General features: G+C 61.6%; 16 protein-coding genes and 1 pseudogene. 7 read left to right on the top strand and 10 right to left on the bottom strand.

Going from position 1 to position 13,955, the window contains the following annotated elements:
• Positions 1-47: 47 nt before the first annotated feature.
• A complete protein-coding gene (locus tag CHEJ32_RS0106535; protein ID WP_156936630.1) occupies positions 48-272 on the top strand; it encodes a hypothetical protein in 225 nt (74 codons plus the stop codon).
• On the opposite strand, the gene CHEJ32_RS0106530 is transcribed toward CHEJ32_RS0106535, so the two are convergent.
• The 7 genes and pseudogenes from CHEJ32_RS0106530 to CHEJ32_RS0106500 form a co-directional block, all read right to left on the bottom strand.
• A complete protein-coding gene (locus tag CHEJ32_RS0106530; RefSeq protein ID WP_028033141.1) occupies positions 259-1,251 on the bottom strand; it encodes a UDP-glucuronic acid decarboxylase family protein in 993 nt (330 codons plus the stop codon). The genes CHEJ32_RS0106535 and CHEJ32_RS0106530 overlap by 14 nt on opposite strands.
• Before the next feature lie 28 nt (positions 1,252-1,279).
• A complete protein-coding gene (locus CHEJ32_RS0106525; protein WP_028033140.1) occupies positions 1,280-2,371 on the bottom strand; it encodes a glycosyltransferase in 1,092 nt (363 codons plus the stop codon).
• Positions 2,368-3,462, bottom strand: coding sequence for a glycosyltransferase (locus CHEJ32_RS0106520; RefSeq protein WP_028033139.1), 1,095 nt, complete (start codon positions 3,460-3,462; stop codon positions 2,368-2,370). The genes CHEJ32_RS0106525 and CHEJ32_RS0106520 overlap by 4 nt, the downstream gene beginning before the upstream one ends.
• Positions 3,462-4,592 carry a glycosyltransferase gene (locus CHEJ32_RS0106515; protein ID WP_028033138.1) on the bottom strand — a complete coding sequence of 377 codons (1,131 nt, stop codon included), beginning with the start codon at positions 4,590-4,592 and terminating at the stop codon, positions 3,462-3,464. Before CHEJ32_RS0106515 ends, CHEJ32_RS0106520 begins: the two co-directional genes overlap by 1 nt.
• Positions 4,592-5,707 (bottom strand): glycosyltransferase family 4 protein, encoded by a 1,116-nt coding sequence (locus CHEJ32_RS0106510; RefSeq protein ID WP_084032716.1) that lies wholly within the window; start codon positions 5,705-5,707, stop codon positions 4,592-4,594. The genes CHEJ32_RS0106515 and CHEJ32_RS0106510 overlap by 1 nt, the downstream gene beginning before the upstream one ends.
• A 2-nt stretch (positions 5,708-5,709) precedes the next feature.
• Positions 5,710-6,780: pseudogene (locus CHEJ32_RS0106505) on the bottom strand (NAD-dependent epimerase/dehydratase family protein); the annotation flags it as partial.
• 23 nt (positions 6,781-6,803) lie between these two features.
• A complete protein-coding gene (locus tag CHEJ32_RS0106500; RefSeq protein ID WP_028033135.1) occupies positions 6,804-7,913 on the bottom strand; it encodes an NAD(P)-dependent oxidoreductase in 1,110 nt (369 codons plus the stop codon).
• Between the two features lie 191 nt (positions 7,914-8,104).
• Between CHEJ32_RS0106500 and CHEJ32_RS0106495 the strand changes: the two genes are divergently transcribed.
• From CHEJ32_RS0106495 to CHEJ32_RS24080, 6 genes are all read left to right on the top strand, one after another.
• A complete protein-coding gene (locus tag CHEJ32_RS0106495; RefSeq protein ID WP_028033134.1) occupies positions 8,105-8,365 on the top strand; it encodes a hypothetical protein in 261 nt (86 codons plus the stop codon).
• 177 nt (positions 8,366-8,542) lie between these two features.
• The gene (locus CHEJ32_RS0106490) at positions 8,543-9,919 is read left to right on the top strand and encodes a UDP-glucose/GDP-mannose dehydrogenase family protein (protein ID WP_028033133.1); all 1,377 of its coding nucleotides are present in this window, start codon (positions 8,543-8,545) and stop codon (positions 9,917-9,919) included.
• A 105-nt stretch (positions 9,920-10,024) separates the two neighbouring features.
• The gene (locus CHEJ32_RS0106485) at positions 10,025-10,318 is read left to right on the top strand and encodes a hypothetical protein (RefSeq protein WP_028033132.1); all 294 of its coding nucleotides are present in this window, start codon (positions 10,025-10,027) and stop codon (positions 10,316-10,318) included.
• A gap of 174 nt (positions 10,319-10,492) precedes the next feature.
• On the top strand, positions 10,493-11,506 hold the full coding sequence (locus CHEJ32_RS0106480) for a zinc-binding dehydrogenase (protein ID WP_051469516.1): 1,014 nt from the start codon (positions 10,493-10,495) through the stop codon (positions 11,504-11,506).
• Positions 11,503-12,549, top strand: a complete 1,047-nt coding sequence (locus CHEJ32_RS0106475) for a Gfo/Idh/MocA family protein (protein WP_028033130.1) — start codon at positions 11,503-11,505, stop codon at positions 12,547-12,549. Before CHEJ32_RS0106480 ends, CHEJ32_RS0106475 begins: the two co-directional genes overlap by 4 nt.
• Before the next feature lie 5 nt (positions 12,550-12,554).
• The gene (locus CHEJ32_RS24080) at positions 12,555-12,854 is read left to right on the top strand and encodes a hypothetical protein (protein ID WP_156936629.1); all 300 of its coding nucleotides are present in this window, start codon (positions 12,555-12,557) and stop codon (positions 12,852-12,854) included.
• A 2-nt stretch (positions 12,855-12,856) separates the two neighbouring features.
• On the opposite strand, the gene CHEJ32_RS24075 is transcribed toward CHEJ32_RS24080, so the two are convergent.
• The 3 genes from CHEJ32_RS24075 to CHEJ32_RS0106455 all read right to left on the bottom strand — a co-directional run bounded on the left by CHEJ32_RS24075 (position 12,857) and on the right by CHEJ32_RS0106455 (position 13,914).
• Positions 12,857-13,147, bottom strand: coding sequence for a hypothetical protein (locus CHEJ32_RS24075; protein WP_034657976.1), 291 nt, complete (start codon positions 13,145-13,147; stop codon positions 12,857-12,859).
• 19 nt (positions 13,148-13,166) lie between these two features.
• Positions 13,167-13,604, bottom strand: a complete 438-nt coding sequence (locus CHEJ32_RS0106460; protein ID WP_245261002.1) for a CBS domain-containing protein — start codon at positions 13,602-13,604, stop codon at positions 13,167-13,169.
• Between the two features lie 130 nt (positions 13,605-13,734).
• Positions 13,735-13,914 (bottom strand): hypothetical protein, encoded by a 180-nt coding sequence (locus CHEJ32_RS0106455; RefSeq protein WP_028033128.1) that lies wholly within the window; start codon positions 13,912-13,914, stop codon positions 13,735-13,737.
• Positions 13,915-13,955: the final 41 nt, after the last annotated feature.

The following is a 13,955-nucleotide window of genomic DNA, read 5'->3' as shown; positions in this document are numbered from 1 at the left end:
CGGGGGATATGACGACAAACCTTTCGCAAAAGAGTTGCGGGGTTGCCATGGATCGTAAAAAAGAAGCACCCGAGGGCCATGCCGAGGCGGCGCATGGATTGCCGCCAGATCTCTCTCTTCTTCTGAAAGAGATCGAGAACGAGCCGGTCCCCGAGAGACTGCTCGCGCTGGCGCAGAAGCTTCAGCAAGCACTGGTGGAAAAGCGCCGTCGGGACGCAGCGAAAGCCTCGCACGCCAAAGAGCCGAGCCAGGACTGGGTCAAGCAGCCGTAATGCGCTGTTCCGCCTCGTAGCCAAGCCGGAACCAGGATATCGTGTCCTCAAGTCCTTCGCGGAGCGCGATCTTCGGCTCCCAGCCAAGGAGCGCCTTTGCGCGGGTGATGTCGGGACGGCGGCGTTGTGGGTCGTCCTGGGGCAACGGACGGTGGATCTTACCCTTCGCCTCCGGAATCATCTCTTGCACGATCGCCGCGAGTTCATTGATGGTGAACTCTCCGGGATTGCCGAGGTTGACCGGCGTCTTAGGGTTCGGATCCAGCCGCATAAGGGCGATAAGGCCTGTCACCAGGTCCGACACGTAGCAAAAGGAGCGCGTCTGCTCACCGGTGCCGTAGACCGTCAGAGGCTCGCCGCGCAGGGCTTGGTTGATGAAATTGGAAATGATGCGGCCGTCGTCGGCCTGCATACGCGGTCCATAGGTGTTGAAGATCCGCGCCACGCGCGTATCCACCCTATTAAGCCGAAGAAGGTCGAAGCACAAGGCTTCCGCTGCGCGCTTTCCCTCGTCGTAGCAGGCACGAGGCCCGGTGCAATTGACGTTGCCTCGGTAGTGTTCCGGCTGCGGATGCACTTCCGGATCACCATAGACCTCGCTCGTGGAAGCAAGCAGAAAGCGCGCACCATGGCGCTCCGCGAGCGAAAGAAGGTTCCGCGTGCCGACAACGCTCGTCATCATCGTATGGACCGGATCTGCCTGATAGCGTGGTGGCGAGGCCGCGCAGGCCAGGTTGTAGATCTCGTCGAGCGGTCCCTTTAGTTGAAGCGGCTCGCAGATATCATGCCGGATGAGTTGAAAGCCGGGATGGTTCTCCAGCGGGGCGATGTTGGCGTGAGCGCCCGTGAGGAAACTGTCGACGCAGACGACCGAACATCCCTCCGCCAGCAGGGCATCGCAGAGATGGGAACCGACAAAGCCGGCACCGCCCGCGACGAGCACGCGCTTTCCTCTCCCTTTGGTGTTCAGAACGTCCATCCGGGTTCCCTCTGCTAAAAAGGTCCTGTTAGACCGCCTTCGCGAGCACGGCGCTGCCTGCCTCTCGAAGGACGCCGGCAAGCTGTCTTGCCCTCACCTTTCCGGTATGGCAGCTCAGGACGCGTTGCCTGGCCGCCAGCCCTATGGCCTGTCGGTCGTGGTCGGACAATTTGGTGAGGAGCCTGACCACCTCATCGCTATCATCCGAGATCAGGATGGACTCCCGGTCGGGGAATATCTCCTCAAGGCCCTGCCACCGATCGCTGATGATAGGCGTTGCGCATGCTCCCGCCTCGAACAGCCGCACGCTGGGAGACCAGCCCGCGGCCACCATATCGGCGCGCGTGACGTTCAGGGTGAAACGCTGACGGCTGTAGAAGGAAGCATGTGCCTCCGGGGGCAGATGCGGGATAAGCTCCACATTAGCAGGCCATTCGATCTCGGCGGGATATTGCGCTCCGGCTACGACGAAGCGTTTCTCCGGCAGCCGCCGCGCCGGCTCGATCAGCAATCGTTCGAGCGTGGGCTGGCGGTCCGGGCTATAGGTCCCGAGATAGCCGAGATCCCAGCGGACGTTCTCGCCCGTCGGCGCATAGGCATCCGCATCCACCGAGCAGTAAAGCGCCTCGGCCCGCCGGGCGCCGAACTCTCTTTCCAGCCGGTCCAGCACCTTGCCGCCGGAAAAGGAGAAGTAGATGTCGAAGAGCGATACCTGCTTGCGGGCAAGATACTCCTCCTTGCCGCTTTTCAGTGCCGCGAGCGTCACGGGAGTGTCAATGTCGTAGAAGCAAAGAAGGCGTGGGCTCATCTCGGCCACACGATCGATGACTGCGACGCCCTCCGGAACATATGAGCCGATGATGACGGCGTCGGCGTTGCGGATAGCGGGGGTGAAACGGTCGAGATCCGAGAGTTCGTTGTAATAGGCGAGCCGGCAGAAATCCGGGTCAGTCAAATCCCGGCTATCCGCATACCAAGGCGTATCGCGCTCCAGGAACAGCACCTTGTGGCCTTCCGCATGGAGGCCGCGAAGCAACGCGCGAAAGGTCGTCGCGTGTCCATTTCCCCAGGAAGAAGAAAGCGTCAAACCCAGGATGACAATGGAGAGCGGCCGGCTCATTCTGCCGCCTCCACACGCCGAGAACGGAAGAAATTGGTGATGATGCGGTCCACTTCGGCGGCTCTATGCGCATAGGTGTGGTCGCGCAAGATCCGGGCCCTCGCCCGCTCGCCGATGGTCTTCGCCCACTCCGAATCGAGGCCAGCAAGGATTTCCGCCACCTCCTGGCCATCGCGGGCAACCAGGACTTCCTCCCCTTCCTTCAGGAAGAAGTCGATCCCGACCCATGCATCCGTAATGAGGCAGGCACCCGCGCCGGCCGCCTCGAAAACGCGCGTTGCCGGTGAGAACCCGTTTTCCGCCATGCTGGCCCGGCTGATATTGAGCACCGCCTTCGGCGTAACGTTGAACGCGTTGTGGTCCCGGGTTGAAACATGCCCGATATAGCGGACATTCGAGCTCATCGGCTTGTCACTCCAGCCTGAACCGCCGAGGAGGAACGTCTGCTTCGGCGACTGCGCGGCGGCTTTGAAGAAGAATTCGTCGACCCGCGCCTCCCGGTCCGGGAGCCGGTTCCCAAGGAAAGCGAGATCGCATGTGAAGCGGCCTTCCGGCGGCACAGGATGATGTGTTTCGGGATCGAGCGCGTTATAGATCGGTATGCATTCGCGCGCGCCGAAAGCGCGATAGCCATAGACGACCGGCTCTCCGCCACCATAAGTGAGCACAAGATCCACGTCGCGGAGCTGCCTTTGCAGCGGATGTTCGGGATTGCTCCTGAGTTCGGCGAGCGTCGCCGGCGCATCCACGTCCCAATAAATCTTGAGCGCGTCCGGCCTGGCAGCCGCCAGCACATGATCCATGAGCATGTCGTCTTCGTATCCGACACCGCTCGCTTTGACGACCACATCGGCCTCGCGCGCTTTTGCAGTAACCTGCTTCAACGCCTCATGCGTGCCGTCATAGACGACCACGCGGCACCATTCCGGCGGCGCTATGTCCCTGTGCTGCTGGCGTTCGTAGACATTGGGCTCGTAAAAGGTCACCTCGTAGCCGAGTTGAGCCAGGTGACGGATGAGCCCTCGATAGTAAGTGGCCGCTCCGTTCCAGTATGACGAAACGAGACTCGATCCATAAAAAGCGATCTTCATTATTCCGCAGCCTCCATGGGTGCCAAAAGCCTCTGAACCCTTGATGTGCCGTGACGCATAAGAGCCCGGAAAAGCTCGTCCACGCGATGTGCACAGGTATGCCTGTCGCGGATGGTCTCAAGTCCTGCAGCCGAAAGGCTAGCGGCGAGCTCGGGGTCCGAAAGGATGCGGCGGAGCTCGGCCGCCATTTCCTCCCCGTTATTCACGAACAGGAAATCAGTGCCCGGCCTGAACAGGCCTTCGGCATCGTTCCATGGTGCCGAGATCAGGGGAATGCCGCAGGCAAGCGCCTCGAACACGCGAATGGTGGGAATGCCCGGCAAGGCCTCCACATAAGGCCGGCGCGGGATGTGCATCGTGACGCGATGGCGTGCAAACGCGCTTGGCACATCGCGATTGGCGATCCACCCCTCAAACGAGAGTCCGGCTTGCGCCAATGCGTGCAGCGCCTCGGGCGGGTAGCGCACTCCACGCACGGTGCCCTTCAATCCGAGTTCGGCGGCCGGCCTGATCAGGAACTCGCTGATCTCTGCCGTCCGCTCGTCATCCCCCCAATTCCCGATCCAGACGAGATCGCCATCCTTTTCCTGATCCGCGATCGGATGGAAAAGCCGCGTATCGGCCGCTTCGTGCCAAGTGACGACATTGCGCCCCCAGCCTGCCGCCAGATACCGTTCCCGCAGCGTCTCCCCGAATGCGAGGATAAGGTCATAATCCTTGAGCTGAAGCTCGGCGATCTGCGGTTGCGCGGACACGGCGCGGTGATGGGTGTCGTGGAAGACGAGCGCGAAGGCGCCCCCTTGCGCCCGCGCGCGCCCGATCCGCGCGACCAGCGCCGGATCGGTCCACTCATGCACGATCACCACATCGGCATCGTCCAGCAGTTTTTCATGGTCGAAGCTGCTGTCATAGGTGAGCGAAACCAGTTCCGGGAAATCCCGGCCGAAGCGCTCGATGGCCCCATCTCCTTGATCGCGCAGCAGATTGGCTCGACTCCAGCCGTCTTCAGGCTCCAGCGCCAGGGCCGTATGCCCCCGCGCCACGAGCTCGCGCATCACACCCCGCAGGAAATGGGCGTTGCCGTGGTTCCAATCGGAGACCAGCGAATGCGTATAGAAGAGAAATTTCATCACGCGGCCATCGGTTGATCGACCAGCTGACGGTAAAGCTCGGCCATTCGCCCCGCCTGGATATCCGGCGTGAAGCGGCGCGAGCGCGCGAGCGCCCTGGCTGCGAATTCGTTTCGAAGCCCCGAATCCGAAGCCAGCCGGTTCACCGCATGCGCAAGAGCTTTCGCGTCTCGCGGCTCGAAGAAGATGGCCGCATCGCTCCAAAGTTCCCGGTACGTCGGAATATCCGAAAGCACGAGTGCCGCTCCGGCACGTGCACCCTCCAGTGCTGCAAGCCCGAACGGCTCGTAGAGCGACGGCGATACGACAATACCCGCTCGTTTGACCTCGGCCAGCACCTGGCTATGCGGAACTTCCCCCATATCCCGGGCATGGGAGAATGTCATTTCCTGCCCGTTCGGGCCCTTTGTAGAGCCGGCAGTGATCACCGGCCACAAGGTCTGAGCGGCTGCTTCGTCGAGAATGCGGCCGTTCTTTCCTTCATCCCACCAGCGCCCGGCGGCAAAGACGAGCGGCTCCTTGTCCGCACCATGGAGAAAGGCGCTGATCGAATTATGCACAACCCTCAAGGTAGGCTGCTCGCCATAACATTCGCCGATCGCCTGGGCATGGCTACCGCTCGGCGACACGACCACATCCGCCCGCGCCATCCCCTGCGCGTTCTGCCGCTTCATCCACTCCCATTCCTGCGGCAGTGTTCCGCCGCGCATCGTGTACCACCAGGTGACCACACAGGAGTGCGACACCACCACCACTGGCAGATCGGTCTCGATGCCGGCGGCTTGGGAGGGTAGATTCAGATGCAGGATGTCTGCTCCCTCCTCCCGCGCCAGACGCACGAGTTTCGCGGGGAGGTCCTTCACCGAGACTTCATCCGGAGCGATCCAGTCGAGCGGCTCGTCCAGCCAGACGAGCTTGCCCAGTCGCTGCGCCTCGTCGATCTGGTGCCTTGTCGGTCGGGGACCGAGCCCGGCAAACACCACAGCGATGTTATGGTTCAGCAGCCCTCGGGCAAGTTCCATGGCATAGCGCCAAACCCCGCCCACCGCATCGACGGTCATGAGAACGCAGCGATGGTCGAGCGGGGCGCCTTCCTGCGCCGGCACGCGGAGCATGTTCATGCAGTCAGCCTTTCCTCTCGTTGCGGCCGCCCCAGTCCGCGCTCCCTGCGCAGCCAGTCGGCAAGATCTCTCAAGCCCTCGCGCCAGCCGATCTTGGCAGTCCAGCCAAGCTCACGCTGCAGGCGCGTCGTATCCGCCACGAAATAGTACTGATCGCCCGCACGCCAGTCGCCCCAACCGATGAGGGGCTCCGCCCCGGTAATGCGACGGATCTCCTGGAGCACAAGACGTAGGCTGACCGCGTTCTGAACGCCCCCTCCGAGATTGAATACCCGGCCGGTGACGGCGTCGATATTTTCGAGCACAGCACGGTAAGCCGCGACGGCATCCGCCACATGCAGGACATCCCGCACCTGCTTGCCGTTTCCGTATATTGAGATCGGCTCGCCCTGCAGAGCCCGGATGAGGAAATGGGCTACCCAGCCCTGGTCCTCCGTGCCGTATTGATGCGGACCGTAAATGCAGCTCATACGCAGCACGGCCGTCGGGATCCCGAAGGACTTTGCGTAATCGAGCACGTATTGATCCGCAACCCCCTTTGAACAGCCATAGGGAGTGCAGAAATCGAGCTTCCGATCCTCGCCAATGCCTTGCCGGATCTCCGGCGAGGCCGGGACGTACCGGTCCTCCAGCTCGATCATTTCGAGGTCTTCGAGCGCGCCATAGACCTTGTTCGTGCTTGCGAATATGACCGGTATGGTGCGTCCCGAAGCACGTACCGCCTCCAGCAGGTTCAATGTGCCCTGTGCATTTACCGCGAAATCCCCCAGGGGGTCGTCGAGGCTGGTCGTGACGGCGGTCTGGGCGGCGAGATGGAACACCGCTCCCGCATCTTCAAAGATCGACCGGCAAGCCTGCGGATCGCGGATGTCTGCGATCACCGGACGGATACGCTCGCCGAACTCGAATTTCAGCCATTCAAGATTCTGGCCGACACCGGGCCGGCTTAGATTGTCGAGCACCACCACGTCATATCCGTCGCGGAGGAAACTTTCGGCGAGGTTGCAGCCGATGAACCCGCTGCCGCCCGTGATAACCACCGGCCTACCGCCACCTGCCAATGCAGGCGGTTCGCTGGGACTGGCCGCCGTCATGATACCAGCCCCCGCTCTTCCAGTTGCTTGCGCATCTGTGCTGCATTGTCGACTGCACCGGTCTCCCGCACCCATTCGGCGAATTCCGCAACGGTATCCTCGAGCCGATGCAGCGGCTCGAACCCGAGCAGCTCATGCGCCTTGGAGATATCCGCAAAGCAATGCCTGATGTCGCCGGAGCGTATTTTATTGAGGATCTCCGGCCGGATCTCCGGCAGCCCCATGGCGTCCGCCAGGATTTCGGCCACCTGCTGGATCGTATAGGCATTGCCGCTGCCGATATTGATCACCTGGCCGACGGCATCCTTGCTTTCGAGTGCAAGGCGAAAAGCTCGCGCCACATCGCGAACATGGACGAAATCGCGCTTTTGTTGCCCATCCTCGAAGATCAAGGGTGGCTGATCATTGGCGAGCCGCGATGCGAAATTGGCAAGCACGCCCGTATAGGGATTGGAGAGCGCCTGACCGGGCCCGAATACGTTGAAAAGCCGGAGCGCAACCGCTTCTACCGGATAGGCTTCGCCGAAGATCAGTACAGCCCTTTCCTGCGCATATTTTGTAAGGGCGTAAATCGACGCTAGCTCAACCGGCTTTTCCTCGTCGGTGGCAATCGGCCGGAGAGCCCTGCCATCGGCATCGGCGGGATCCCATTGTCCTGCCCCGAGCCTGTCCTTGCGTCGGCGGGCGCGGTCGAAACGCCTGCCGTCCACAGTTTCATAGAGGCCTTCACCATAGACACTCATGGAAGAGGCCACCACGATCCGCTTGACCGGCTGATTGATCATCGCCTCCAAAAGCACGCCTGTTCCGAGATCGTTGACGCCGACATAGCGCGCAATCTCGTACATGGACTGGCCGACACCAACTTCGGCAGCCAGATGCACCACGAAATCGATGCCTCGCAATGCCTTTTTCACGCATTCGGGGTCACGCACATCCCCGATGAGGTACTCCGCGCGCGGGTCCTTCGGCGGGGCCGTTTCTCCATGTACCTGCTCGATTAGATTGTCGAGAACTGTGACCGAATATCCATTTTCAAGAAGTTCTTCAGTGACTTGGCGGCCGATAAAGCCGCAGCCCCCGGTAATAAGCGCATTCTTGCTCACGGCTGCTCCTGCTGTGATGAAGAAGAGGGGTCGCGAGCTACAAACAATCAACATGAACTTTGGTTCCCGGTTTGGCGGAACTGAGCCGGCAAAGCGAGCCAATCAGGAACTTTTGGGGAGCCTCGACGTTCGGGCCCAAGGCGGTGCACTCAGTACAGCCGGTTGAAGCAACCAGTTGATGGGACGGCGTGATGTCGCAAGCGAACACAACGACCGATCATGACACGATCCGCAAATGGGCCGAATCCCGCGGCGGACGCCCCGCACGTGTGAAGACAAGCGGTCCGGGCGGTATCCTCCGCATCGATTTCGGCGAACCGGACGAAAGTCTGGAAGAGATCGAATGGGATGAGTTCTTCCGCATATTCGACGAGCGGAAGCTTGCCTTCCTCTATCAGGAAGAAGCTGGCGGTGGTGGAACCAGTCGCTTCAACAAATTTGTCGATCGATAAACGAAACTTATCGGCTCCCCTGCAGCCGGAGAGCGGGGCCTTTTAGCTTCCCCGCTCTTTGCGGGAAGAAAATATTGTTTCCCCGGAAGCACTTACCGGAATCCTTCTTCTTCTACTTGGGAACAACATCATACCCTTCAGTGTTAGGCCGGTGTGATACGCTCACAGGAGAACGGCATGCAGATCACCATGATAGGCGCCGGCTATGTCGGTCTGGCAACCGGCACCTGCTTGGCGAATATGGGCCATAGCGTCCGCTGTTTCGACATCAACGCCGCGCGCATCGTGCGGCTGGAGCATTTCGATATACCCATTTACGAACCCGGGCTGGAAGAAGCGATGCGCAGTGCCGTCGAGGCAGGGCGCCTTTCCTTTTCGACACGCCTCAGGGAAAGCGTTGCCGAAGCCGATGCCGTTTTCATCGCGGTCGGAACTCCGTCGGGTGCCGATGGGAGCATCGACCTGTCCCACGTGCTTGCCGCGGCCAAGCAGATCGGACCACATCTGAGACGCGGTGCCACCGTCGTCATCAAGTCCACCGTCGTGGTCGGCACAGCCCGCCGCGTGCGGGAGATCATCGCACGGGAACGTGGAGCATTCGATATCCGCGTCGCTTCCAACCCCGAGTTCTTGCGTGAGGGCTCCGCGATGAAAGACTTCATGGAACCGGACCGCATCGTGCTTGGCGCGGACGATACGCGCTCCCGCAATATCTTGCGGGCGATTTACCGCCCCTTTGAGCGCGCCGGCGTACCCATGGTCATCACGACGACTGGCAATGCCGAGCTGATAAAATACTCGGCGAACGCCTTTCTGGCGCTCAAGATCGGCTTCATCAACGATGTCGCAGATCTTTGCGAGAAAACCGGCGGCGACATCGCAGACGTGACGCGGGGAATAGGCCTTGACCGGCGCATCGGCGAAAGCTTTCTCTTGCCCGGCCCCGGCTTCGGCGGCTCCTGCTTTCCGAAGGACACCAGGGCCTTCGCGGCTACGGGGCGGCAATTCGGAGCGCCGCAGAAGCTCGTGGAAACGCTCATCGCCAGAAACGACCAGCGCAAGCTTCTTCTTGCCAGGCGCATTCTCAAGGAGGGCCGTCTTGCCCCAGAGAGCACCGTGGCGGTGCTGGGTCTGGCCTTCAAGGCGAATACGGACGATGTTCGGGAAGCCGCAGCCCTCTCGATTATCCCAGCACTTCAGGAAGCTGGGCTCAGGGTGGTCGCGCACGATCCGAAAGCGGTGCCGAATGCCAAGGAACACCTCCAGGACGTGGCTTGGGCAGACTGTCCTTACGCCGCCTGTACGGACGCTTCGGCAGTCGTCATCCTGACGGAGTGGGATGAATATCGCCGGCTCAACCTGGATCGGGTAGCCCGCGCGCTCTCGGGCGATGCTTTGTTCGATTTCCGAAACCTGTTCGATCCCCGTTCAGTGGGCCAGCACGGTCTGCGTTACTTCAGCCTCGGCCGGGCAGCAACTTCCGTCCGTCAGAAAGGTGGCATTTCTCCGATCGACAGATGGGACCGCCGCGTGGCTGCGCCGGGTCATGCCTGACATTTGGCACGAACCGACGGGGCACATCACCGTCTCGCACTCTTGTCTTGTGCGTATCCCTACGAAGGACAAGGATATGTTCTGGTGTAATCGGAGAAAGCGCCAATGAACACTGCGAACCTGCAGATGGAGGGGGTGCTGATGGCAATGGCGACCCTCTGTCGCCTGCTGCGCCAGAAGGGCGTGGCGGATGCTGCCGAAATCGAGAACGCCCTCGCAGAGGCAGAAAGAACGCTGGCTTCCGACGAGCGGCGACCGGAGCAGATCTCGCGCGCGAATATCGAGGCCGCCCTCTTCCCCATCCGCTTTCTGCGCGAGGCAAACCGCCAGGATGCCGCGCCAGGGGCTGAAAGGGCCTATACGGATATCGCCACCGCCGTGGGCCGGACGCAGCGTTAGCCGTTTAGATCCGCATAATACCGAAACCGAGGCCGGGCCCCAACCGGGCACGGAGACCGCAGTCGCGGCTGCCCCTTCAGGCCTGCACGGCAGATGTGACCCCGCATATTGGAACCAATAGGCCCCCTTCTTGTTCATCAGGAGCAATTCTCCTGACTACCCTAGGCGGCAATAATGATCACACCTCTTCAGCGCGACAGCGCGACCGTTTCCCTTTCCGACCAGACCAAAATGAAGGCAGCCGTACTGACCGGCCCCGGAACCATCGCGATCAAAGAGGTCCAGGTTCCAGAGCCCGGAGAGGGTCAGATCCGGGTGCGCCTGACCGGTTGCGGCGTGTGCGCTTCAAATCTTGGCCCCTGGTCCGGCCCGGAGTGGATGAAATTCCCGACCGAACCCGGCGGGCTTGGACATGAGGGATGGGGCGTGGTGGATGCAGTCGGACCCGGCGTCACCGGCTTTGAGCCCGGGCAAGCGGTGACCGCGCTTTTCCAAAACAGCTATGCGGAATTCGATGTTGGGGATGCCACACAGGCGGTGCCACTCCCCCAGGAGCTCGCGCATATGCCGCTCCCCGGCGAGCCGCTCGGCTGTGCCATGAACATCTTCCGCCGTGCCGATATCAAGGCCGGCCAGACCGTCGTCATCGTCGGCATCGGTTTCCTGGGGGCAATCCTGACGAGGCTTGCGACCCAGGCGGGAGCCGATGTGATCGCAGTTTCCAGGCGCCCATATGCCTTGGATATGGCGCGCCAGATGGGCGCCGCTCACACCATTCCCATGGACGACCGTCACGCCATCATCGACAAGGTAAGCGCACTGACAGGCGGCAGCTTCTGCGAGCGGGTGATCGAGGCCACCGGCAAGGCCTGGCCTCTTGATCTTGCGGGCGAGCTTACGGCCGAAGGCGGCCGTCTGATCGTTGCGGGCTATCATCAGGACGGCCCGCGTCAGATCAACATGCAGCTCTGGAACTGGAGGGGCATCGACGTCGTCAATGCCCACGAACGCAACCCTGCCATTTATATAAGGGGCATGCGCGAGGCCATTGACGCGGTGATGTCCGGCCGCCTCGATCCCATGCCGCTGATCACCGACATGTTTCCGCTCTCCCGGCTTGATGACGCGCTTAACACCACGCGCGATCGGCCGGATGGCTTCATGAAGGCCGTTGTGAGGATGCCATGACCGCCGTCGTGGATCATCCCCGTAAAACCGCCCTGAGGAAGCTCCGCCTGGGTTTTCTGGGCGTCGGCTGGATCGGCCGTCATCGCATGAAGGCATTGATCGACGCCGGCGTCGCGGAGGCGGCCGTCATCGCCGATCCATCCGCTGATTGCCTTGACGAAGCCCGTAAGCTTGCGCCCGATGCCAAGCCCGCCGGCGATCTCCAAGGCATCATCGACGAGGGCGTGGATGGCGTTGTCATTGCCACGCCCAGCGCCCAACACGCAGAGCAGGCGCTTCAAGCCCTCGGCCAGGGTATTGCCGTCTTCTGCCAGAAGCCGCTTGGCCGAAATCGGGAAGAGGCTCTTGCTGTGGTGGAGGCAGCCAGGGCAGCCGACCGTTTGCTGGGACTGGACCTCTCCTACCGGCACACCCAGGCCATGCGGCAGATCCGGCCGATCATAGCGGAAGGCGGTATTGGCCGGGTCCACGCCGTCGATCTCGTGTTCCACAATGCCTACGGCCCGGACAAACCCTGGTTTTACGATCCGGTGCTTTCAGGCGGCGGCTGTGTCATCGACCTCGGCGTGCATCTGGTGGATCTGGCCCTATGGACGCTCGATTCACCCAAGGTAATCGAGGTAACGAGCCATCTCTTTGCAAAAGGGGATCCACTTCCCGCCAACCCTTCCGTGGTTGAGGATTTTGCCGTGGCAACCCTCACTCTGGAAACCGGCACGGTCGTGCGGCTTGCCTGCTCGTGGCGGCTCAATGCCGGAAAGGATGCGGAAATCGCTGCCTCCTTCTACGGCACGGAGGGGGGCGCTGCGCTGCGCAATGTGAACGGTTCGTTCTACGACTTCGTCGCGGAACGCTATCGGGGGACATCGCGGGAGTCGCTGGCCCTGCCGCCTGACGACTGGGGTGGGCGGGCCGCCGTGGATTGGGCGGTGCGCCTTGCCGCGAATGCGCGTTTCGACCCGCAGGCACATGAATTCGTGCACGTCGCGGAGGTCCTTGACCGCATCTATGGCCGACGGGAGATGCGCGCGGCTGCGGAGTGACGATCATGTCCCAACTGCCGAATGAGGAGATTGAGGGAAGGCTCATCGCGCTGCGTGAAGCGGTCTCCTTCCTCATCGGCCGCCTCGCCAGCATGGAATCGAGCGGGGCGGCAGATGCCGGTCGCCTTCTCGATTCGATGGAAGCCCACGCCCTCTTTCAAGATCACCAGGAAGATCCCGGCGCTGTTCCCTCGGGCGGAGCCTTCGCTATCGAGGCTGCGGCGAAGGGCGAGTTCCGCCGCATCCTTTCTGATGCCCGGAGCCTATTGCAGGAAACTTCCCGTCGGCCTCCCTCGGGCGCGTGATTTCACACTTCGTCGAAGCGGCCACCCTCGCGCGCATTGTTCCGCCGGAAGACCTCTTCCTCTTCATCGCTCGGCAGTGCGTCATCGCTCTCCATATAAGGATTGTCTTCTCCTTCGGCGTAATGCTCGTCGGTGTCCACACGGCCGGACCGGTCGAGCGGTACGGATTTCCCATCTTCGCTGCCAGCGGGGATGTCTTCCGTTCCCCTCAGCGACTCCCAGTCCCCTTCAGCGCGTCTTGGCGCTTCATCGAGCACGTCGTCGGGAGCCTGACGTTTCTTGTTCTCCGCCATCTGCGGTTCTCCTTGTTTTCTAGAAGCGTGCGGCGCCGTCGCCGCCTGTCTGGCTGTGCAGTCCGCCCGGCCGCGAAATGCCGGTAAGCGCCTCTCCGGCGGGGTCCTTGCCGTCGGTAAAAGCGATATCTCCGAGGGAAAGGATGCCCACCAGTCTCTTTTCGCGATTCAACACCGGCAACCGGCGGATTTGCTGATCCGCCATGTTCTGTGCGATCTCGTCGGTATCTTCGTCCTCGAAGCAGTACCTGATTTCCCGTGTCATCACGTCGCCGACGCGGCAATCCGGCCCATGGCCTTCGGCCACCGCCCGCACGGCGATGTCCCGATCCGTGATCATGCCCACAAGCCTGTCCCCATCGCTGACGGGTAGACAGCCTGCGTCGATTTCAGCCATGATCCGAGCTGCATCCTGGATCGTGTCGTCCGGACTTGCCAGCCGAACGTCACGCGTCATTACTTCGCTCACTCTCACTTTAGCCTCCATCTGGATGGTTGAACCTGGATCCGGGCTAGCCGTCGTCCAGCCTCCCAACAGATGCCTCGGCATCGGTGTTCCTCATGTTCCAGGTGTTTTTGGGCGGATCTCACCCGAGTTCGCGTACCATATGCGCTTCCTGTTCGAGAATTTCGGCGACCTCCTCACGGCTCAGATGCGTCAGCATCAGGCTCACGCAGCATTCCAGATAGGTGATGGAGGATCGCCGGAGAAACTCGTTCGTCTGCTCCCGCGATAGGCGGTCTACTCTTCGCTCCCGGTTGGGCATCCCTTGATCTCCTGCGGGTTCAACGCCCCTGTTTGTGTGAT

Origin of the sequence: Chelativorans sp. J32 (genome assembly GCF_000518985.1) — a bacterium.
GTDB lineage: Bacteria > Pseudomonadota > Alphaproteobacteria > Rhizobiales > Rhizobiaceae > Chelativorans.
This window is presented reverse-complemented; position numbering and strand designations above follow the sequence as displayed.